We start from the raw sequence: 19,825 nt of genomic DNA on the forward strand, positions 1-19,825 counted from the left end.
CGGGTCAGTCCATTTTCGAATCATTTTTAGAATAATGTGTTTATGCTCTCGATACATAATCTCCAGAACGGGTATCGATGATCAGTACGTCACCTTCATTGATGAAGAATGGCACCTGTACAGTAAGACCTGTTTGCAGGGTAGCAGGCTTCGTTCCACCAGATGCTGTATCCCCTTTGATCCCAGGTTCTGTTTCTGTCACTTCCAACTCGACTGTGTTCGGAAGTTCTACACCAATTGTTTCACCTTGATACATTTGCACTTGTACCGTCATGTTTTCAAGAAGATAATTAAGTTCTTCTTCGATTTGAGATTTCTGAAGTTCAAGCTGCTCATATGTTTCATTGTCCATGAACGTGTGGACATCACCAGAAGAATACAGGTACTGCATACGACGGTTATCGATATGGGCTTTCGCTACTTTTTCTCCGCCACGGAATGTTTTCTCCTGAATTGCTCCAGTACGCAAGTTACGAAGTTTAGAACGTACGAAAGCAGCCCCTTTTCCAGGTTTTACGTGTTGGAAGTCAAGGACAGTCCATATTCCTCCGTCCACTTCTATTGTCAATCCGGTTTTAAAATCGTTTACTGAAATCATTTCGTTGCCTCCTGTTTTTACTCACCAATGATGAATAATTCTTTTGATGATGTTGATAATTTTTCACAGCCAGTTTCAGTGATGACGACGTCGTCTTCAATACGTACTCCGCCAAGTCTAGATACATAGATCCCGGGCTCAACTGTCACGACCATTCCAGGCTTGAGAACTGTATCAACCTTAAAGGAAAGTCCTGGTCCTTCGTGCACATCCAACCCGATCCCGTGTCCAGTCGAATGGCCAAAGTTTTCACCATATCCCTTTTCCTTGATGTAATCTCTAGTCAGTGCATCCGCTTCTTTACCAGTCATACCTGGTTTCAAGCCTTCTAATCCTTTCAACTGAGCGTCTAGGACGATTTGATGGATTTCCTTCATTTTATCACTTGGTTCTCCAACTGCAATCGTACGGGTGATGTCAGAACAGTATCCTTTGTAAAGGGCTCCGAAGTCTAATGTGACCATATCACCCTTTTCAATCACTTTTTCAGTGGCGACACCATGCGGTAAAGATGAACGTACCCCTGATGCTACAATAATATCAAATGAAGACGAGGTTGCTCCATTTTTTCTCATGAAAAATTCAAGCTCATTCGAAACGTCAATCTCTCTCATTCCAGGTTTTATAAACGTCAATATATGTTCAAAAGTCTTATCAGCAAGCTCAGCCGCTTCTTTTAATATCTTCAATTCTTCTTCATCTTTTACCAGACGCAATTTTTCTACCATTCCTGAGACAGGTACGAGTTCGCCGTCCACTTTTTCATTATAATCCTGGTATACAGCATATGTAAGATGATCCTGTTCGAATCCCAGCTTTGTGATTCCCATTTTCTTTGCCTGAACAGCAACTTCATCAGGAATCATGGCTGTATGTTTGACGATTTCATATCCTCTGGCTTGCTCGTTCGCTTGATCGATATACCTGAAATCCGTAATCAACTTCGCTTCTTCACCAGAAATCAGCACCACACCCGAAGAACCCGTAAACTGGCTGATATAACGGCGGTTACTTGCACTTGTAATCAACATTCCGTCAATTCCATATTCACTGAATAATCCTTTTAAACGTTCGACTCGATTCAATTTTCTTCCCCCTCCAAATATTGTAAAAGTCCTTTTAATGCAAGTTCATACCCAGCACTGCCGAAACCGGAGACCTGTCCGATTGCCACTTCTGCAATGACAGACGTATGCCTGAAAGATTCCCGTGCATATATATTGGATAAGTGAACTTCTACTGCTGGTATGTCGACACTTGCAATAGCATCTCTGATGGCATAACTGTAATGTGTAAATGCTCCAGGATTGAGAATCAACCCATTGTGCTCGTCAACTGATTCATGAATCCAGTCAATCAGGTCCCCTTCATGATTGGATTGCCGATAGTCTATTTCACATCCGTTGTTCTTCGCTTTCGATTGGAGATCACTCATGATTTGCTCCAAGGTCTCCTGCCCATAAATTTCCGGTTCACGTTTACCTAATCGATTAAGGTTCGGACCGTTCAATACCATTATTCTCATTATGTACTTCTCTCCTTTAGCGATATAGGAGTCTTTGATAAGGATAGAAATCAGGCTGTTTTGATTACGCTTTCTTTATAAAGCAAAAAAAACAGAATGTTCCAAGGAACATTCTATCATAGCTAATGGTTTTTGAATAGTTCAATGCCCTTCTTGACGCGCTTTGGTAAGCTCATCATACTCGAACGAAATGGAAAAGCCGATGAACAATCCGTATAGCACATAAAGGCTTAATGTGGTGGTTAATGTATTTTTTCCTAATTCCTGAATAGGCTCTAGAGTCGGAAACATCGGTCTCAATAAATAGAAGACGATTCCCCAGAGCACAATTCCATAAATGATACCGGTTATCATATGCTTGAACTTTGCCAAAAGGATTTTATAAACCAATGCTACCAACATCGATAAAAATCCAATCAACAAGATCCCAATCCAATTTCCTAAAGCTTTATCTTTCCACTCGGCAACTACCCACGGTGAAAGTACAAGAGCAGGTTTGATTTTCGTAAAATTCAAAGCATATAAAAGATAACCGATCAGACTCCAAAACAAACCGCCGACGAACCCGATGGTCAAAACCCTTCCAGTAAAAGATACCTGCTTTTCTTTTTGATTCTGTTCCAGGGGTTCTTTGTGATTCCTTTCTTCTCTTTCGTTTCGTTCGGACTCCATATTTGCACCTCCAGAGTTTGTTCATGCCACTATTGTTGATTTAAAATTGAAAAAAACCTGTTTAAAAGTGTTAAATCAATGGGAAGAGGGAAAATATAAATCAAATGATCAGAGTTACTCATACTTTTTAACCATTTTTGATAGCCAGTTCTAAGGGTTCTCTGTTAATATGTTCCTTTTTACATGAAGTTATTAGCTTGGAGAAATTTGAAATTTGGATAACAAGAAGTCCACACGTATAGCGGATTGCCAGACTATCATGTAGAATAGAGTTAGAATGGTAATGCATAGATAGGTTGGTGGATGAATGTCTAAACAAAAAGCTCCAGCATATGGCGGCCAGGCTGTAATGGAAGGTGTCATGTTCGCTGGGAAACACACATATGTAACAGCAATTCGGAGAAAAGACGATTCACTCGAGTACTTCGAAGTGCAAAAAAAACATCGCCCCGTTCTAAACTCTCTAAAAAAAATACCATTGATCAGAGGGTTTGTGGCAATCATTGAAGCAAGTGCAAACGGTGTGAAGCACTTGAATTTTTCTACAGATAGATATGATGTAGCACCAGAAGATGACGAAAAATTGTTACAAGAAAATAAACCATCGAAACTAACTTTGATTCTCGGAACAGCCTTGATTGGTGTCCTATCGTTCCTTTTCGGTAAATTCTTGTTCACATTGCTTCCAGCAATTGCTGCTGAAGCCTTTCGACCGATTCCTATATTTTCAGGACATGTTGGACAGAATATCATTGAAGGCATCCTTAAATTAATCTTATTACTTTCATACTTGTATTTCATATCGATGACACCATTGATCAAACGAGTTTTTCAGTATCATGGTGCCGAGCATAAAGTCATTAACGCTTATGAAAACAAATTACCTTTGACAGTTGAAAATGTTCAAGCCCAATCAAGGCTTCACTATCGATGTGGAAGTAGTTTCATACTGTTCACTGTAATCATTGGCGTCTTCATATACTTACTTGTACCCTCAGATCCATTATGGCTTAGATTAATTTCTAGAGTGGCACTGATACCAGTAGTATTAGGTGTATCTTATGAAGTGCTGCAGGGTACAAATAAGTTAAGAAATATTCCAGTATTACGTTACCTAGGCTATCCTGGCTTATGGTTGCAGTTACTGACAACCAAAGAACCTACTGATAAACAGACTGAAGTGGCTATTGCCTCATTCAATGAAATGCTTAAAAGGGACAGCGAATACGAGAAGGCAACAGATGAAGAAACGGTCAAAGTGGTTTAACTTTTTAAGGAGGTGAGTCTTGTTGTTTCGAAAGTTCAACGTATTAGTCATGTTGATACTGGGTCTTGCAGCATTTGGCTTTATTAACACCGTCATTACTAATCCAATGTACCTTGTACGAATGGTACTCATTATCGCTGCTGTCGGTGGAATCTTTTACTTCTTGTATAAGCGATTCCTCGCAAAGCGTTTTGGTGGCGGTGGCGGTAAGGATGTTAATAAGTACAAGCAAGCGGCTCGCTATTCTGCAAAGAAATATCAAAACCAACCAGGCAACGTCATGAAAAAACCGCCAAAGATAAAGCCAAGTCCACAGACGAAACCCTCCGTTTCTAAAAAGAAAAAACGTGCGAACGATCATAACTTCAAAGTCATTGAAGGAAAAAAAGGGAAAAAGAAAAATCGAGCATTATAGGATGCTCGATTTTTTTGTGGAAATTTTCGCTTGCGGTCGATAATGTCGCCAACTTCTTAAGAATTTCTCCGTACTTTCAATTCCAAAATCAGTGAGTTCATCTATCACTTCTGACGAAAGATCAAAATTGATCATTGAAATTTGTTTTACGGGGATGAAAACGATATCTGCACTATGGGCTTCTGATATATGACGAGCATCATGCGCATCCATCATCGTATCAAACAGACCATGGAAAAGGGAAATTGCATTTTTGACATCATTCGGTTTTTGTTCGAACTGGGAAGGCTTCAATTGAAATCCAAGTGTTGGCCGTTTACTTTCCGTTTTTCCATCCTGGAACAACCAAATCGGAAAATTACTTAATACACCGCCATCCACAATGAAATTCTTCTTTCCTGTCGCGTCATATATTTTCATCGGATCAAAAAAATAAGGGATACTCGCACTCATGCGTACTGCTTTTGCGATTTTGAAGCGCTCTGGTAAGATTCCGTACCTTTCAAGATCATCTGGTAAGACGATCAAGCGTCCATTTGTGATATCCGAGGCGATGATTTTAAGGGAGCCTTCTGATAGATCTCCAAACGTTTTTAACCCTTTTGCTGCAAGCACCTCTTCAACCCATTGCTCCAATCGTTTCCCCTTATAGAGACCTAACTTCCAATACAAAGTAAGCCATTTCATAAAAGGAAAAGCGACGGATAGCCTCCTGGGGTCAAGAAATTCTCTTAAATCCACTTTATGCAATAAATCTTTGATTTCATCCGATTTATACCCAGCAGCAACCATAGCAGCAAAAATCGCCCCCGCACTTGTCCCTGCAGCCCTATTGAACGTGATTCCCTTCTGTTCTGCAGCTTTTAAACCTCCAATAAACGCAATTGCTCTAACACCACCACCAGAGAAAACCCCATCCACATCCATCGTTTCACCCCTCCTCATCTTATATATGACTGAATAAGGAGAGGCATTCATACAGAAACCTTTATTGTATTTATGGAACCTTCAATAGAATAGTCCATAAAAAAACAACCACAACACGTAGGCTATGATTGTTCCTGTTCTTCTTCATTTTTTCGTTGTACTTCCCGTAATCCGTCAATACGTGACGTGTCTTCATCAAAATACTGGACCAAGTCGCCGATGCGGTCAATCGCATTCCAGCTCAAGTGATGTTCAATCCCTTCAACATCTTCATAAATATTCTCCTGGTCGACTCCGATGACTTTCAGGAAATCTTCCAAAAGTTCATGTCGATATACAAGACGTTTTCCAAGTTTCTTACCATTCGGTGTAAGTACGAATCCACGATATTTTTCATAAACGACGTATTTGCCTTTATCCAGCTTCTGTACCATTTTCGTAACCGATGATGGGTGAACTTCCAAAGCTTCTGCAATATCTGAAACCCTTGCGTATCCTTTTTCATCAATCAATTGGTATATACGTTCAATATAATCCTCCATACTTGGAGTTGGCATGTTCTTCCCCTCCAATACCGCTGATTTTGTAACCAGTTACAAAATCAAAACATACTAAAAGGATACAATAATAATTTACAAGTGACAAGCATTCTCGGTGCTTGATTGAGTCAAGCAATTGTGGGAGCTTGTCTTAAGTGAAGTACTCGATCCGGGCTGCCGGAAAGTCCTCACTATCACCGTATATGGCTATGCATGTATCGACCTAATTGATAATACCATATGACCAGTTAATTTATAAAGGGTGCTACAATATTCATGATCTATACAGCCCTATTCTGAAAAAATCTAAGGGTGCGTCCCTCAGCGGTTAGTCGATGTATTCACCATATATCACATAACTGTCCATCACTGGGAATATACCCTTTACCACCCTAAAGTATATTACACCCTATGCTCCACCAACATCTTCCAGCATATGACACTAAACTTAACACTAATTCCCCCATAGTGCAAAAGCCTGTTTACTAATCCCTCTAAATCCAACCTTACCCAACCTTACATATTCCCTTATCTCTGATCCGTCTTCAAACAATGTAACACTCGTTAAGGTTTTACTTTCTCACAACGTTCTCACTTCATCACAATATGGAATTCTATTCATATGCTCTTTTTCAATTGTTTCAACTTCTACCACTTCCCTTTAAATCTCTATAAAAGCCATATTTTATCGTGTTCTGTTAACGTGTAAATTTATAAACTACAACTATAGTAGTATTTACTAAGCACTATTTTACTTTTATAATTTAAAGCATGACCTTAATAAAGGGATTATCCCTTTACCCCCATGTATGTTGGCAGTGATTAATAAAATCACTGTCCTTTTTTTATTAAAATTAATCGGAGCAAGGTACTGAGCATTTATGCACCTGAAGATTTAAAAAAGGCTGATCCAAAACCTCAATAAGAATTAGATTTAGTGGTCAACTTTTTTATGTATTTTATTTGGAATTAACCGTTCGCAACTGAAAAAAAGAGAGTAACCTCAATAGCTTATTGGGTCACTCTCATCGAATATCAACCTAGATTCCGCATTTCAATTGTGCGTTACAGTTTGTACATGTGTTACATCCGCCGATTTCTTTTACTTTCCCTTTACGGCATACTGGACATGTGTTTCCTACTTCATTTCCAATCGTGACATCTGTTGAGCGAAGATCAGAGATCGTATCCACAAGTACGACTTTCTTCTTCTCTTTTGTCTTTGTTGCAACAGAATCGTCATCAAACGTATTTTCTTCAGCTTTCAACGTCAATACCTGCGAGTCACGGCTTCCATCGACATAGACAGTACCGCCTTTCGCCCCGCCATTATACAAGCGCTCGTAAACTGCTTGTACTTGCTCTACTGCATACCCTTTCGGCGCATTGACGGTTTTACTGATTGAACTGTCAATCCAGTTTTGGATGACACATTGCGTATCAGCATGTGCTTCTGGCTTCAGATCCATTGCAGAAATGAACCAATCCGGCAGCTTTTCAGCATCCGCTTCAGGATTTCGTGACAAGTACTCGTTCACGATATCTGCCTTCACCTCAATGAACTTACCTAGTCGTCCACTTCTGAAATAAGAGAATGAGAAGTAAGGCTCTAATCCTGTACTAACACCGACCATAGTACCAGTACTTCCAGTAGGAGCTACAGTCAACAAGTGTGAATTACGAATGCCATGTTCCAAAATACCCTCGCGGATATCTTCTGGCATCTTCTTCATATACCCAGTATTGATGAAGGCTTGCCGTAATTCTTTCGTTTCTTCTTCTGTCTTTCCAACTAAAAATGGAAAGCTTCCTTTTTCTTTTGCCAGTTCGATCGACTCACGATAAGCAGTTGTCGCCATCGTTTCGAAAATTTCATCAATCAGTTTGTTTCCTTCTTCTGATCCGTAAACCGTTTCACAATAGATGAGGAGATCGTGAAGACCCATGACACCTAGTCCGACACGTCGCTCTCCAAGAGCTTGTTCACGGTTCTTTTCTAAGAAATAAGGGGTAGCGTCGATTACATTATCTTGCATTCGGACACCCGTTTTAACCGTTTGCTTCAACTTATCAAAATCAACACGTTTCGTTTCTTTGTCTGCAACATTAGCTAAGTTGACGGCAGCCAGGTTACAGACAGAATATGGTGCGAGTGGTTGTTCTCCACACGGATTCGTTGCTACTACTTTCTGTCCATACGCTTTTGCGTTGGTCATGTCATTGGCGTTGTCGATAAAGAAGATTCCTGGTTCTGCCGAGTAAGTTGCACAGATGTTGATCAGGTTCCAAAGCTCTCTCGCTTTGATCCGTTTATAGACTCGAATACCGTACCCTTCAACTTCCCATTCTCGCACATCTCCGTATTCGTGCCATGTGTTGTTGTACTCGAGCATTTCTTCAAATGTGTAATTCTCCACATCCGGGAATCGAAGTTCGTACTCTGTATCATTTTCAACAGCTTCCATGAATTCTTTGGTTACGCATACCGAAATGTTCGCACCGGTCAAAAATTCTGGGTTATGAACACTGTACGTACCACCGGTTTGAAGCTTTTCTTCAGCTTCCTTGATGGCTTTTTCGGTAAAACCTCCGTGTCCAGGGATGGCTTTATAGTTGACAATGCTTTGATACATATCACGTTCTGTTTCAGTCAACGGTGTAAATTTAAGTTTGTCCAACGCTAACTGCTTGATTGTTTCATCTTCTGTATTTTCAACAAGGAACCTAAGGATTCTAGGGTTTTGCATTTTCGAAATGATGAATTCGATAATGTCTGGATGCCAGTCGCTCAGCATGATCATTTGTGCCCCACGCTTTTTGTTACACACTCATAATTGAGTGGGTATGGTCATTTCTGCCATACTCTCATGCTTTCACATGAGATCAGACTATATCATCAAAGAAGAAAATTTATTATGTTAATTTAATATCTCCATGTTTATAGAGGTGAGTAAAGATTGTCTTTACATCTTTAATACTTGAAATATGAAGATCAAAACATCCTTGTTTTTGGCGTATTACCTTAACATTATTAACAATGTTGTTTGATTGTAAAAATTCCAGTATACCTTTCAACAATTCTCTTGAACCAGTTATACCAAACCTTGTCTTTAAATAAGTTTTATTCCGATTAAAATAATATCTTTGGTACACTTGTATGTTTCCATCAGCATCAAAAATACCACGTAAGAAGCTCCACTGTAATGTATCGTTTTGAAAATCTATCCAAGTTTCTTTTCCAGTTTTTCTGGGCGTTACTCCTAATCTGATTAAATCATTACACATTTTTGTAGAATTTATTGTTAATGAATATTTATTTTGTTCATTAGGAGCTTTATTCCGGCGAAACTTGATAGCTTCTCTCATATTCATTTCAGATGCTATGTCATCAAGTAATTGTTTATCATTTTCTGCCAAAGTAAGGACTAATCGTTTTGATTTCACTCTATCGAATATTGTTCCATCACCTAATATATAACCAACTAAATATGCTTGGTTCGGGGTTTTGATAACAGAAAAATAATTTTCATTATAATTATATTTCTTATTCGCTAATTTCCCCGCATCTCCGGGTTTTCTGCTATCGAACATCATCATTTTGTCATTCTATCGTTTAAGAGTTCCCCTGCTTATACCAACTATCTGAGCAATTTTTACTTGGCTATATCCCTCTTCATGGAGTTTTTTAGCTTGTTTCATAATTTCTTCTTTGTCTCGTGCCTCATAATCACGTTGCCGTAGATTATGATTTACTCCTTCCATAGCTCCCAATTAAATCACCGCCTCTAATTAATATTCATCACCTGGAAGCTTTAGGAAGTTTTAATAGTCGTTGAACGTTCATCTCAGTTTCCTAAGATGCTTCGCTGCTGATTGCCCATTGTTTCATCCTAGAAATTTTCAAGCATTCACGTTCGCTGTTGCCAGCCGCGTTGTAGCTTTCAAGGCTTTAGGGTGTTCCAGCAATTCACGAGATTTTAATCCCGCCGTTTGGAGCTGGTTAACGGGATCCACCTTGCTCAACAAGGTGCGTTAGCTTTGCAATATCATCGAGCCACGATACCGATCCGGACGACTTTCCGTTTACGCCTTTTGCGAGTGTGTTCCTCGGTCTGAGCGTCGATCCGTTCGTTCCGACTCCACCACCCCGGCTCATGATTTCCATCACTTGCTTCCGGTGGTCTGAAATTCCTTCTCTTGAATCTTGGACGAATGGCATGACATAACAGTTGAAGTACGTTACGTCTGTAGCTGCACCTGCACCGTATAGGACACGGCCTGCTGGAACAAAGTTCAAATTCACAAGTTCATGATAGAACTTCTCGAATGATTCCTGTCTCTTTTCTTCTGTTTTTTCTACTGAAGCAAGACCTGTCGCATTTCGCTTTGCAATCTGCTCGTAATAGATTTCTAAAGGCTTATCAATCGTATCAAGGGATCTTTTTACGATTCCTGTCTCCATTTCGCCGGGCTTATCAAGCACACCGCGGTAGTCTTCGTCTACTTTGACCTCCGCCAGTTTTTGCTCGCGGTCTATGGAAACGATGAATCCTAGCCCTCTTGCAGGAAACTTCGGATCATCTTTGACAGTCAAGATGACAAAATCTCCTTCCCGTAATGTCCGTTTCTCAGTATCCTTGAACGAATACCGGTCCAACATCACCAATCTTGATACCCCTTTGTGAGTGGTATGCATGTCCGATGTAATCGGATGCACCTGCTCAAATTTTGCAATGTCCTCATTCAACCGATCAATGTTGATATGATGTCGTTGCTCCCCTGTTACAATCGCCATCCAGGATCCTCCTCATGATATAATTTTTTCATTTCTATTCTTTTAAGTAGTTTCAATTTTAGGTTACCCAAATCATAGCATAGCAAAACACTTAACATCAATATATTGTGTACATTATTTTAAAATAATACAATATATTGTGTGCACGAGAACGAATGATCTTAATCTTGTCAAAATCAAAAACATATAAAAAAAGTAGAAAACGAGCGAAAAATGTCCATATGACATATCAGACAATCGAAAAAGAGAAATTTACTCAGTTGCGAGATTTATTCTTTTTTGAGCCTCTGATGTCTGTTGAACTTTTCAAAAACCCTTCTTTTCTCCAATAAAAAAATTTAAAAACTGCGACCAGTTTTTGGTCACAGTTTTCAGTTAACGTCTAAATGTCCATTCATCATTTGCGTAGCGTCTTTCGATGATTTCATCAATATATTGATTTTGTTCTCCCGTAAGTACCAATGGTATGAATTCCACATCGAGTCCTTGTTCGAATCCAGTTTTGAAAGCTTTCTTGGATTCCTCGATCGTCACTCTTTCATCACGAAGATCATTGATTGCTACAGCCTTTTTACTGAACGCTTTCTGCATGCGTTCTCTTACTCTTTCATTTGCAAACTTGAAGCAATCAAACAAGTTGTCTTCATCAATATCAAGTAAGATCGACCCGTGTTGTAAAATGACACCCTTTTGTCTCGTTTGCGCGCTCCCAGCAACCTTTCTGCCTTCAACGACGAGCTCATACCAGGATGGAGCATCGAAACAGACTGCTGAGCGAGGATTTTTCAGTCCTGCTTTTTCCTCTTCTGTCTTCGGGACCGCAAAGTATGCTTCAAGCCCCAGGTTCCGGAATCCACCTAAAATCCCTTCAGAAATGACCCTGTAGGCTTCCGTGACCGATTGCGGCATTCTTGGATGTTCTTCTGATACGATCACACTGTATGTCAACTCTTTGTCATGGAGTACAGCTCGCCCTCCAGTCGGTCTTCGAACAAACCCATAGCCGTGCTTTTGAACGGCATCAAGATCGATTTCCTTTTCGACCTTTTGAAAATAACCGACAGAAAGTGTTGCAGGATTCCACTCATAGAATCTAACGACCGGGGGAATTTCCCCTTTACTGTGCCAGTCTAACAGCGCTTCATCCAGCGCCATATTATAAGCTGGTGTGCATGCACCAGAATCAACAAAATACCATTGCTCTTTCATGCTATGTACGCCTCTTTCTTTATGTATTCAACATACATTTTTACCTTTCATAGTTTAACAGAAACCTATGAGCACATACAATTCATTGAATTTTAAAAACTTAGTTTTGCGAATAAGAAAATTCCTGTATATAATGGACATGGTATCATTTTAGAGAATGGTAGAAAGTTTCTAGGGGGAAGATGAAATGGAATGGATTTTTTGGGCACTTCCAGCAGCCATCATCGTATATATGATCGTCGCTGGGCTCTATCAACGCAGACATTTGAAGACGTTGACTGAAGAAGAATTTCGCAGCGGATATCGTAAAGCTCAGCTGATTGATGTTCGCGAACAGAAAGAATATGATAATGGACATATTCTCGGAGCGAGAAATATTCCGTTGTCACAGCTCCGTATGCGTCATAAAGAAATCCGTAATGATCAGCCTGTCTACATGTACTGCGAAAGCGGAATGCGTACCGTCCGGGCTGCGAATGTTTTAAGGAAAAAAGGCATCAAGGACCTTTATAACCTTAAAGGCGGATTTAAAAAATGGAACGGTAAAGTGAAAAAAGGAAAATAGATTTGAAAAGATGGAATAGTGGTTAAGGGGCTGTCCCAAAAGTGAAAGAGTCTCTCCGAACTTAACAACTTTTTTATGTTGTGTTGGAGGTGTCTGACACTTTTCTTTTAGAACAGCCCCTTTCTTTTTTTCATTAAAATACCTTATACTTTGGATGCACAAAGGTGTAAAAAGTAACCTTTGGCCGGATTCCGCACAAAAGCGGCCGGATTAACTTCTGAATCGGCCGGAATAAGTTAAAATTTGCACATAGAAAAAGAACTGGCCGCTCCGAATATCGGGAGAAAGCCTGTTCTTTTTTCATTATTGTTTTTCGTAACGTAGGATTGGCTTGCGTGCAGCGGTTGTTTCGTCCATACGTTTGATGACTGTGTTGTGAGGCGCTTGTTGAACGACTTCAGGAGATTCTTCGGCTTCTTTCGCAATTTGGATCATCGCATCGATGAACTCATCCAACGTTTCCTTCGATTCGGTTTCTGTCGGCTCGATCATCATACATTCCTCTACATTAAGAGGGAAATAGATGGTTGGCGGATGATATCCGAAGTCCAAGAGACGTTTCGCCATATCCAACGTCCGTACACCAAGCTTCTTCTGACGCTTACCGGAAATGACAAATTCATGCTTACAATGCTGTTCATATGGAAGGACGAAATGCGGCGCAAGTTTACGCATCATGTAATTCGCATTCAATACAGCATAATCGCTGACCTTCTTCAATCCTTCGCGTCCCATCGTCAGAATGTACGTATAGGCACGGACATTGATTCCAAAGTTTCCGTAGAATGGCTTCACGCGTCCGATCGAGTCTGAACGGTTGTAATCAAATACATAGCCCTCATCAGTTTTCGCTAAAATCGGTTTCGGCAAGAATGGAATTAAATCTTCCTTTACCCCGACTGGACCCGAACCAGGACCGCCACCGCCGTGCGGGCCGGTAAACGTCTTATGGAGGTTCAAGTGAACAACGTCAAAGCCCATGTCGCCAGGACGTGTTCTTCCCATAATCGCATTCATATTTGCACCATCATAATATAGCTTTCCGCCTGCCTCATGGACAATACGCGCCATATCTAGAATGTGCTCTTCAAAAAGGCCGAGCGTATTCGGGTTCGTCAGCATCAGTGCTGCTGTATCCTCACCGACAACACGCTTCAAGTCTTCTAGGTCGACTAGACCCTTTTCATCTGACTTGACCGTTACAGCATCAAATCCTGCAACCGTAGCTGAAGCTGGGTTTGTTCCATGTGCTGAATCTGGAACGATGACTTTCGTACGATGATGATCCCCATTCTTTTCATGATAAGCACGGATCATCATCAAGCCTGTCCATTCACCATGAGCACCGGCTGCTGGTTGAAGGGTGACTTCATCCATTCCTGTAATCTCCTCAAGTGATGTTTGCAGGTCATAAAGCATTTCCATCGCACCCTGTACAGTGTCTTCATCCTGATAAGGGTGGATGTGAGCAAATCCAGGGAAACGAGCTACATCCTCATTGATTTTCGGATTATATTTCATCGTACAAGATCCAAGTGGATAGAAGCCGGAATCCACACCATGATTACGCTTCGATAAGGCTGTGTAATGGCGCATGATTTGAAGTTCAGATACTTCAGGCAGTTCCGGCTCTTCATCACGGAGATACTCTGAATCAATCATTTCTTCAATGGGAGTTTCAGGCACGTCTAATTCAGATAAGCTATATCCTACCCTACCTGGTTTAGACAGTTCAAAAATGAGTGCTTGGTTCTTTTCGTGGCTCATTGGACTCCCCCCAATTCTTTTACAAATGTATCGATTTCTTCCTTCGTGCGCTGTTCCGTTACAGCGATCAACATATGTTGATCAAGATCCGGGTAATATTGTCCGAGATCGTAACCACCGACGAATCCTTTTTCCAAAAGCGCTTTGTTTACTTCTTTGACAGGTTTGGAGACTTTTACGACAAGCTCGTTGAAAAAGGCACCTTTAAAACGGACTTCCATACCCGCCTTTTCAAGCTTTTTCTTTGCATAATGTGCTTTTTGAAGGTTTTGTACAGCGATTTCCTTGATTCCTTTTTTACCTAAAGCTGTCATTGCAACCGATGCAGCAAGCGCGTTCAACGCCTGGTTCGAACAGATATTGGATGTCGCTTTGTCACGACGGATATGCTGTTCACGAGCTTGCAGCGTAAGAACGAATCCACGCTGTCCTTCTTCGTCGGTCGTTTGGCCGATTAAACGTCCTGGTACTTTACGCATCAATTTCTTTGTCGTCGCAAAATAACCACAGTGCGGTCCACCGAATGCAGCTGGAATACCAAATGGCTGAGCGTCACCGATGACGATATCTGCGCCAAGTTTTCCAGGCGGCTTAAGTGCGCCCAAGGATAGCGGGTTACTGGACACAACGAACATTGCTTTTTCTTGATGAACGATTTCTTCAATTTCCTTCAAAGGCTCGATTTGCCCGTAAAAGTTCGGATATTGGACGATGACACAAGCTGTATCTCCATCAACCACACCTTTTAGTGCTTCCAAATCCGTTGTCCCATTCGATGCTTCTACTTCCACTACTTCAAGGTTTGGTCCTTTTGCGTACGTATGAAGGACACTCAATGCCTCAGGATGGACACTTTTCGATACGACAATCTTCTTTTTACGCGTATGAGCAGCACTTAAGAAAGCTGCTTCTGCCAGGGCTGTTTGTCCATCGTACATAGAAGAGTTGGCAACTTCCATTCCGCTCAACTCGCAAATCATCGTCTGGAATTCAAAGATTGCCTGAAGCTCCCCTTGTGAGATTTCAGGTTGATACGGTGTGTAAGCCGTATAGAATTCAGAACGTGAAATCACGTGATTGACAATCGATGGGATGTAGTGATCATACACTCCTGCTCCAAGGAAGGAAGCATAGTCTTTTGTATTTACATTCTTTGCAGCTAATCCAGACATTTTTTTTATCAAATCGTTCTCCGGGATTGCCTCTGGGATATTCAATTCACCTTTGAACCGTACATTTTCAGGGATATCATTGAACAGTTCATCAATCGAATCAATTCCGATTTCTGCTAACATTTCCTTTTCGTCTTGCTCTGTCATTGGTAGATAACGAAATTTCACCTTTTATTCCCCCTCTTGATTAACGTTTATAGAAAGGTGCTTTTACGACTTCAGCTTTCAAGCGTCGTTTACGGACCTGAACTTCAACTTCTGTTCCAAGTTCTGTGTACTTCGAATCGATCAAAGCCAATCCAAGGTTTTTACCGAGTGTAGGAGATTGCGTACCAGTCGTAACTTCGCCGATCTTTTCATCATTTTTGAAAACGTCATAATGAGTTCGTGGAATCCCTTTGTCTATCATTTCGATTCCAACCAATTTTCGTTTAAGTCCATCCTCTTTTTGCTTGATCAACGCATCTTTACCGATGAAATCCGCTTCTTTTTTCAGCTTGACTGCAAAGCCGATTCCTGCTTCCAATGGTGAAATTTCAGCTGTCAGCTCTTGACCGTATAAAGCGAGCCTTGCTTCAAAGCGTAATGTATCACGTGCGCCGAGTCCGATTGGAAGAACCCCAGCTTCTTTACCTGCTTCTAAAATGGTTTTCCATATCTTGGCGGCATCTTCACTGTCACAATAGATTTCAAAACCATCTTCACCTGTGTAGCCTGTGCGGGATACCAATGCTTTCGTACCGTCGATTTCTACGTCTTCCGCAAACTTGAAGAAACCGATTTGAGATAGATCATATTCTGTAAGCTTCTGTAGTACTTCCTCTGCCTGTGGTCCTTGTAATGCTAATTGAGCAACCTCATTCGAAATGTTCTGAATTTCAACATTCCCTTTCTGGTTCTTCACAAGCCAGTCATAGTCTTTTTCAGTGTTTGCAGCATTAACAACTAGAAGGTAATCACCTTCACCACGCTTATATACGAGAAGGTCATCAACTGTCCCACCATCTTCGTAGCACATTGCGGTATATTGAGCGCCACCTTCCTTCAACTTCGAAACATCGTTGGTCATCACATACTGCAGAAAATCTTCAGCTTCCTCACCTTTAACGGTAATTTCACCCATGTGGGAGACATCAAACAATCCCGCTTTAGTCCTCACTGCTTCGTGTTCTTCCTTGATGCTTGAGAACTGGACAGGCAATTCCCATCCACCGAAATCGATTACTTTCGCTCCATATTCTTTATACAGCTCAAACAATGGTGTTCGCTGTAGAGTTGACATGAGCATCTCTCCTTCTATTTAATAATTTTTCATTCAGCTGATAGATGTATGTCTTTGGTCGATTGTTCAATAAGTCATACATTTAAGACCTGTTAAAAATGATGCTTCCTAAAAAAAGAGAGGACAAAGAAGACTTTTTAACAAGTCCTCTCTGTCCTCGTACCTGAAAGTTTGATCGCAGAAGAACGTTCCACGACTTTCCCCTTTGGTGGCTCCACAATTGAAGCACTCTCCAGAGCTGCGTCAAACAAGAGTCCGTTTGCCTGAGAGATTCACGATAAGCTTGCTCCTTCGGCGCTACCATAAAGGTAGACTCTCCCCTTGTTCTCACTCGCAAATATGTGATTGAACTTACGAATTTCACACTCAATAAAGACGAAATCTATAACATCTATTATATTTCTGGGTTCGCTTGTTCATACTAAGTATGAATCTAGTTATATCTTATCATCGAAGAACGTATAATCGCAATTATCTTTTCCATGAAAGCGTTCTATTTTCAAAATAAACGAACATTACATACAAAAGTACTATGATTCGTTCGATAATCAACCTAACTTAACATTCGGAAAGGGTTTTCGTGTATGACTTTTAATATCGAGCATGATCAATCCTGGAGTACAGATTTCCTTAAACGCTTGGACGAAGATGGTCCATGGGCAAATTGGGAGCTTTATAAACTTGCCTTAGAAGCAGAAAAAAGTTTAGTTATCGATGATTTTCTTGGGCTGCAAGCGCCGAAGCATATTCCGCATGTCCAAATACTTCCTCATCAATTGGAGGTTGCACGAAAAGTCATTGAGGATATGAATGGAAAAGGAATCTTGGCAGATGAGGTTGGTTTAGGGAAGACAATTGAAGCAGGCTTAATCACGAAAGAATACATGATTCGTGGTTTAGCGAAGAAAATCTTGATTCTCGTCCCAGCTTCCCTTGTTCTGCAATGGACGCATGAATTGAATACGAAGTTTCTAATTCCTGCTGTCCCGCAAAAGAAATCATATGTGTGGGAACAATATGATGTAGTTGTATCATCGATCGATACTGCAAAGAGAAGCCCGCATCGTGAAATCGTTTTGGATCAGGACTATGATCTGATCATCATAGATGAAGCACATAAGCTGAAAAATAAGAAGACGAAAAACTATGAATTTGTCCAGCACCTAAAAAAGAAGTATTGCCTTCTTTTGACTGCCACACCGATTCAGAACCGTATCGAGGAAGTTTTCAATCTCGTTTCATTATTGAAGCCGGGTCACCTCGGAAATGAAGAGTACTTTGATGAAGCATACAGGTCCGGAAAATACGATGTTCAAAACGAAGTAAAACTCAAGCAGCTGATCAATAAAGTCATGGTACGGAACAGACGTGAAGATACTGGATTAAAATGGCCGAAACGTATTGTCAAAACGGTACCTATAACACTTTCACCGACCGAGCGTAAACTCTATGAATCCATCACTGAAGCTCGATCGAATACAGCATATGAACAACAACATGCGTTTTCCACAATCACCTTGCAGCGGGAAGTCTGCAGCAGTCGTGAAGCGGTTTTCCTGACATTGAAGGCGATGTCCGAAAAGGATGGGATCAGTGAAAATGCTAGACAGACAGCAATCTCATTGATGCATGAAATCGAAAATGTTGATCGCAATTCGAAAGCCGAAAAAGCACTCGAGATCATCCAGTCCATTGATGATAAAGTAATCATCTTTACAGAGTACCGAGCAACACAATTATATTTACAATGGTACCTCCAACAGCATGGCATCAGTTCTGTCCCATTCCGTGGAGGATTCAAGCGGAACAAAAAGGATTGGATGACACATCTTTTTAAAAACCATGCTAAAGTCTTGATTGCTACTGAAGCAGGTGGTGAAGGGATCAATCTCCAATTTTGCCAGCATATCATCAACTACGACCTGCCATGGAACCCGATGCGGATCGAGCAAAGGATAGGGCGCATCCACAGGATCGGTCAAGAACATGATGTCTACATTTACAATTTTGCAACTGAAAATACAATTGAAGAACATATCCTCAGACTTTTATATGAAAAAATCAATCTATTTGAAAATGTAATCGGAGATTTGGATGAGATCCTCTCTCGTGTCGGGATGAAGAACATTGAGCAACACATACGTGATATCTTTTATGAATCTGACACAGAAGGTGAAATCAAGATCAAAATGGATAACTTGACATCTTTATTGACCTATTCCAATGATGAGGGGGATGCTTATGCTTCAGAAGGACATTCATGAATTTTTGGATCGTTATTTCACTGCAAATGAATGTGAGATCATTGAGCGCCGAGACAAACACCTGCTTCATGTACAGCTGACGATTGAACTGGATAAGCTATTGATGAACCGTCCTTTTTATTGGCATTATCAAGAGTTGACAGGTGCAGAACCGAATCCGATGAAACTTATGCTGAAGACGGAACAAACGGAAGATGATACGGAAGGTGAATTCATTCACTTCGGGTCGCCGAGGCTGCACCAGATTTTCCAATCGACTCGCCAGCTCGCTTCGTATATCCGGCTTTTCGAGAACGTCCAGCAGAATGAAAGTTCGTATGTCCCACTGGTTCCGTGGCTAGGATTGAATATAAAGGTCTCTTATCAATGTGATCGAAAAAAGGATTTTCTTCATTCGATCGGTTTAAATCTGATCAATGGGATGATGGTGAGTGAATTTCAAGGATTATTGGAATCTAAACCTTTGACCCCGAAAATTCCGGACTATTGTTACACGATGAGTTCGTTGATCAAACCTGTCAGCGGAATCAAACGAATCGAACAATACATTGACCACGTCATCGAATCCGATGATCCACAATGGTCAATCGATGCCAGAAAACGGTGGCAGGAAGATGAAGATCTGTTGGATCACTTTTATCAGGATACTGAAGAGATTCCAGAAAGCTATCATCTGGAAAAACAAGCGCTGAAAGACCTTTATGAACCTAAGGCAGTCGTACAAATCATCAACGGAGGCATGTTCTATCTGTCAAATAGCACCATGATGAACTAAGTGCTCTTTTGGTAAAGTTAGTGCTTTCAAATAGCTGAAATATAGCTCGCTAT

The 19,825-nt window shown here is 40.8% G+C and carries 17 protein-coding genes, 2 pseudogenes and 1 riboswitch; of the genes and pseudogenes, 5 read left to right on the forward strand and 14 right to left on the reverse strand.

The genetic code is table 11. The features are described 5' to 3' along the window. Positions 1-40: 40 nt before the first annotated feature. The 4 genes from efp to KOL94_RS08085 all read right to left on the reverse strand — a co-directional run bounded on the left by efp (position 41) and on the right by KOL94_RS08085 (position 2,795). A complete protein-coding gene (gene efp, locus KOL94_RS08070) occupies positions 41-598 on the reverse strand; it encodes an elongation factor P (protein ID WP_221565499.1) in 558 nt (185 codons plus the stop codon). A gap of 17 nt (positions 599-615) precedes the next feature. Further along, a complete protein-coding gene (locus KOL94_RS08075; protein ID WP_221565501.1) occupies positions 616-1,683 on the reverse strand; it encodes a M24 family metallopeptidase in 1,068 nt (355 codons plus the stop codon). After that, entirely contained in the window at positions 1,680-2,126 is a 447-nt protein-coding gene (gene aroQ / locus KOL94_RS08080) for a type II 3-dehydroquinate dehydratase (protein ID WP_221567630.1), read from the reverse strand. Before aroQ ends, KOL94_RS08075 begins: the two co-directional genes overlap by 4 nt. A 138-nt stretch (positions 2,127-2,264) precedes the next feature. Then, positions 2,265-2,795 carry a YqhR family membrane protein gene (locus KOL94_RS08085; protein WP_221565503.1) on the reverse strand — a complete coding sequence of 177 codons (531 nt, stop codon included), beginning with the start codon at positions 2,793-2,795 and terminating at the stop codon, positions 2,265-2,267. A 307-nt stretch (positions 2,796-3,102) separates the two neighbouring features. Between KOL94_RS08085 and KOL94_RS08090 the strand changes: the two genes are divergently transcribed. Both KOL94_RS08090 and KOL94_RS08095 read left to right on the forward strand, forming a co-directional pair. Then, positions 3,103-4,062, forward strand: coding sequence for a DUF1385 domain-containing protein (locus KOL94_RS08090; protein WP_221565505.1), 960 nt, complete (start codon positions 3,103-3,105; stop codon positions 4,060-4,062). 19 nt (positions 4,063-4,081) lie between these two features. Next, complete coding sequence (locus KOL94_RS08095) at positions 4,082-4,477, forward strand: SA1362 family protein (RefSeq protein WP_221565508.1); 396 nt, start codon at positions 4,082-4,084, stop codon at positions 4,475-4,477. On the opposite strand, the gene KOL94_RS08100 is transcribed toward KOL94_RS08095, so the two are convergent. The 7 genes and pseudogenes from KOL94_RS08100 to KOL94_RS08130 all read right to left on the reverse strand — a co-directional run bounded on the left by KOL94_RS08100 (position 4,472) and on the right by KOL94_RS08130 (position 11,947). Further along, positions 4,472-5,404 carry a patatin-like phospholipase family protein gene (locus tag KOL94_RS08100; RefSeq protein ID WP_221565510.1) on the reverse strand — a complete coding sequence of 311 codons (933 nt, stop codon included), beginning with the start codon at positions 5,402-5,404 and terminating at the stop codon, positions 4,472-4,474. The two genes, KOL94_RS08095 and KOL94_RS08100, sit on opposite strands and share 6 nt — an antisense overlap. Before the next feature lie 122 nt (positions 5,405-5,526). Next, positions 5,527-5,961 (reverse strand): transcriptional regulator MntR, encoded by a 435-nt coding sequence (gene mntR, locus KOL94_RS08105; protein ID WP_221565512.1) that lies wholly within the window; start codon positions 5,959-5,961, stop codon positions 5,527-5,529. A 1,022-nt stretch (positions 5,962-6,983) separates the two neighbouring features. Further along, positions 6,984-8,759 (reverse strand): annotated as a pseudogene (locus tag KOL94_RS08110) (vitamin B12-dependent ribonucleotide reductase); the annotation flags it as partial. 97 nt (positions 8,760-8,856) lie between these two features. After that, positions 8,857-9,540: an LAGLIDADG family homing endonuclease gene (locus KOL94_RS08115; RefSeq protein WP_260412250.1), complete on the reverse strand. Its 684-nt coding sequence runs from the start codon at positions 9,538-9,540 to the stop codon at positions 8,857-8,859. Between the two features lie 9 nt (positions 9,541-9,549). Continuing rightward, on the reverse strand, positions 9,550-9,705 hold the full coding sequence (locus KOL94_RS25195) for a helix-turn-helix domain-containing protein (RefSeq protein ID WP_260412410.1): 156 nt from the start codon (positions 9,703-9,705) through the stop codon (positions 9,550-9,552). Between the two features lie 241 nt (positions 9,706-9,946). Next, positions 9,947-10,738: pseudogene (locus tag KOL94_RS08125) on the reverse strand (ribonucleotide reductase N-terminal alpha domain-containing protein); the annotation flags it as partial. 375 nt (positions 10,739-11,113) lie between these two features. Next, positions 11,114-11,947 carry a lipoate--protein ligase family protein gene (locus KOL94_RS08130; protein ID WP_221565518.1) on the reverse strand — a complete coding sequence of 278 codons (834 nt, stop codon included), beginning with the start codon at positions 11,945-11,947 and terminating at the stop codon, positions 11,114-11,116. Positions 11,948-12,134: 187 nt separating this feature from the next. Here KOL94_RS08130 and KOL94_RS08135 point away from each other — a divergent pair, with 187 nt between their 5' ends. Continuing rightward, positions 12,135-12,512: a rhodanese-like domain-containing protein gene (locus tag KOL94_RS08135; protein ID WP_221565519.1), complete on the forward strand. Its 378-nt coding sequence runs from the start codon at positions 12,135-12,137 to the stop codon at positions 12,510-12,512. Between the two features lie 303 nt (positions 12,513-12,815). Here the strand turns inward: KOL94_RS08135 and gcvPB are convergent, their stop codons facing one another. Genes gcvPB through gcvT form a run of 3 tightly spaced genes read right to left on the reverse strand, consistent with a single transcriptional unit; the run spans position 12,816 to position 16,733 of the window. Continuing rightward, positions 12,816-14,279, reverse strand: coding sequence for an aminomethyl-transferring glycine dehydrogenase subunit GcvPB (gcvPB, locus tag KOL94_RS08140; RefSeq protein ID WP_221565520.1), 1,464 nt, complete (start codon positions 14,277-14,279; stop codon positions 12,816-12,818). Continuing rightward, the gene (gcvPA, locus tag KOL94_RS08145; protein WP_221565521.1) at positions 14,276-15,619 is read right to left on the reverse strand and encodes an aminomethyl-transferring glycine dehydrogenase subunit GcvPA; all 1,344 of its coding nucleotides are present in this window, start codon (positions 15,617-15,619) and stop codon (positions 14,276-14,278) included. Before gcvPA ends, gcvPB begins: the two co-directional genes overlap by 4 nt. Before the next feature lie 19 nt (positions 15,620-15,638). Further along, the gene (gene gcvT / locus KOL94_RS08150; RefSeq protein WP_221565522.1) at positions 15,639-16,733 is read right to left on the reverse strand and encodes a glycine cleavage system aminomethyltransferase GcvT; all 1,095 of its coding nucleotides are present in this window, start codon (positions 16,731-16,733) and stop codon (positions 15,639-15,641) included. 241 nt (positions 16,734-16,974) lie between these two features. Beyond that, positions 16,975-17,064: riboswitch (glycine riboswitch) on the reverse strand. Positions 17,065-17,317: 253 nt separating this feature from the next. Between gcvT and KOL94_RS08155 the strand changes: the two genes are divergently transcribed. Both KOL94_RS08155 and KOL94_RS08160 read left to right on the forward strand, forming a co-directional pair. Then, complete coding sequence (locus KOL94_RS08155) at positions 17,318-18,997, forward strand: DEAD/DEAH box helicase (protein ID WP_221565523.1); 1,680 nt, start codon at positions 17,318-17,320, stop codon at positions 18,995-18,997. Continuing rightward, the gene (locus KOL94_RS08160) at positions 18,975-19,772 is read left to right on the forward strand and encodes a YqhG family protein (RefSeq protein WP_221565524.1); all 798 of its coding nucleotides are present in this window, start codon (positions 18,975-18,977) and stop codon (positions 19,770-19,772) included. Before KOL94_RS08155 ends, KOL94_RS08160 begins: the two co-directional genes overlap by 23 nt. Positions 19,773-19,825 lie beyond the last annotated feature (53 nt).

Origin of the sequence: Alkalihalobacillus sp. TS-13, from assembly GCF_019720915.1 — a bacterium.
In the GTDB taxonomy this organism is placed as follows: Bacteria; Bacillota; Bacilli; order Bacillales; family Fictibacillaceae; genus Pseudalkalibacillus.

What these genes read in the sequence shown, in the direction of transcription:
- efp (WP_221565499.1), bottom strand. Translation starts at nt 598, where the DNA reads ATGATTTCAGTAAACGATTTTAAAACCGGATTGACAATAGAAGTGGAC.
- KOL94_RS08085 (WP_221565503.1), bottom strand. Translation starts at nt 2,795, where the DNA reads ATGGAGTCCGAACGAAACGAAAGAGAAGAAAGGAATCACAAAGAACCC.
- KOL94_RS08090 (WP_221565505.1), top strand. Translation starts at nt 3,103, where the DNA reads ATGTCTAAACAAAAAGCTCCAGCATATGGCGGCCAGGCTGTAATGGAA.
- KOL94_RS08100 (WP_221565510.1), bottom strand. Translation starts at nt 5,404, where the DNA reads ATGGATGTGGATGGGGTTTTCTCTGGTGGTGGTGTTAGAGCAATTGCG.
- mntR (WP_221565512.1), bottom strand. Translation starts at nt 5,961, where the DNA reads ATGCCAACTCCAAGTATGGAGGATTATATTGAACGTATATACCAATTG.
- KOL94_RS08115 (WP_260412250.1), bottom strand. Translation starts at nt 9,540, where the DNA reads ATGATGATGTTCGATAGCAGAAAACCCGGAGATGCGGGGAAATTAGCG.
- KOL94_RS25195 (WP_260412410.1), bottom strand. Translation starts at nt 9,705, where the DNA reads ATGGAAGGAGTAAATCATAATCTACGGCAACGTGATTATGAGGCACGA.
- KOL94_RS08130 (WP_221565518.1), bottom strand. Translation starts at nt 11,947, where the DNA reads ATGAAAGAGCAATGGTATTTTGTTGATTCTGGTGCATGCACACCAGCT.
- KOL94_RS08135 (WP_221565519.1), top strand. Translation starts at nt 12,135, where the DNA reads ATGGAATGGATTTTTTGGGCACTTCCAGCAGCCATCATCGTATATATG.
- gcvPB (WP_221565520.1), bottom strand. Translation starts at nt 14,279, where the DNA reads ATGAGCCACGAAAAGAACCAAGCACTCATTTTTGAACTGTCTAAACCA.
- gcvT (WP_221565522.1), bottom strand. Translation starts at nt 16,733, where the DNA reads ATGTCAACTCTACAGCGAACACCATTGTTTGAGCTGTATAAAGAATAT.
- KOL94_RS08155 (WP_221565523.1), top strand. Translation starts at nt 17,318, where the DNA reads ATGACTTTTAATATCGAGCATGATCAATCCTGGAGTACAGATTTCCTT.
- KOL94_RS08160 (WP_221565524.1), top strand. Translation starts at nt 18,975, where the DNA reads ATGCTTCAGAAGGACATTCATGAATTTTTGGATCGTTATTTCACTGCA.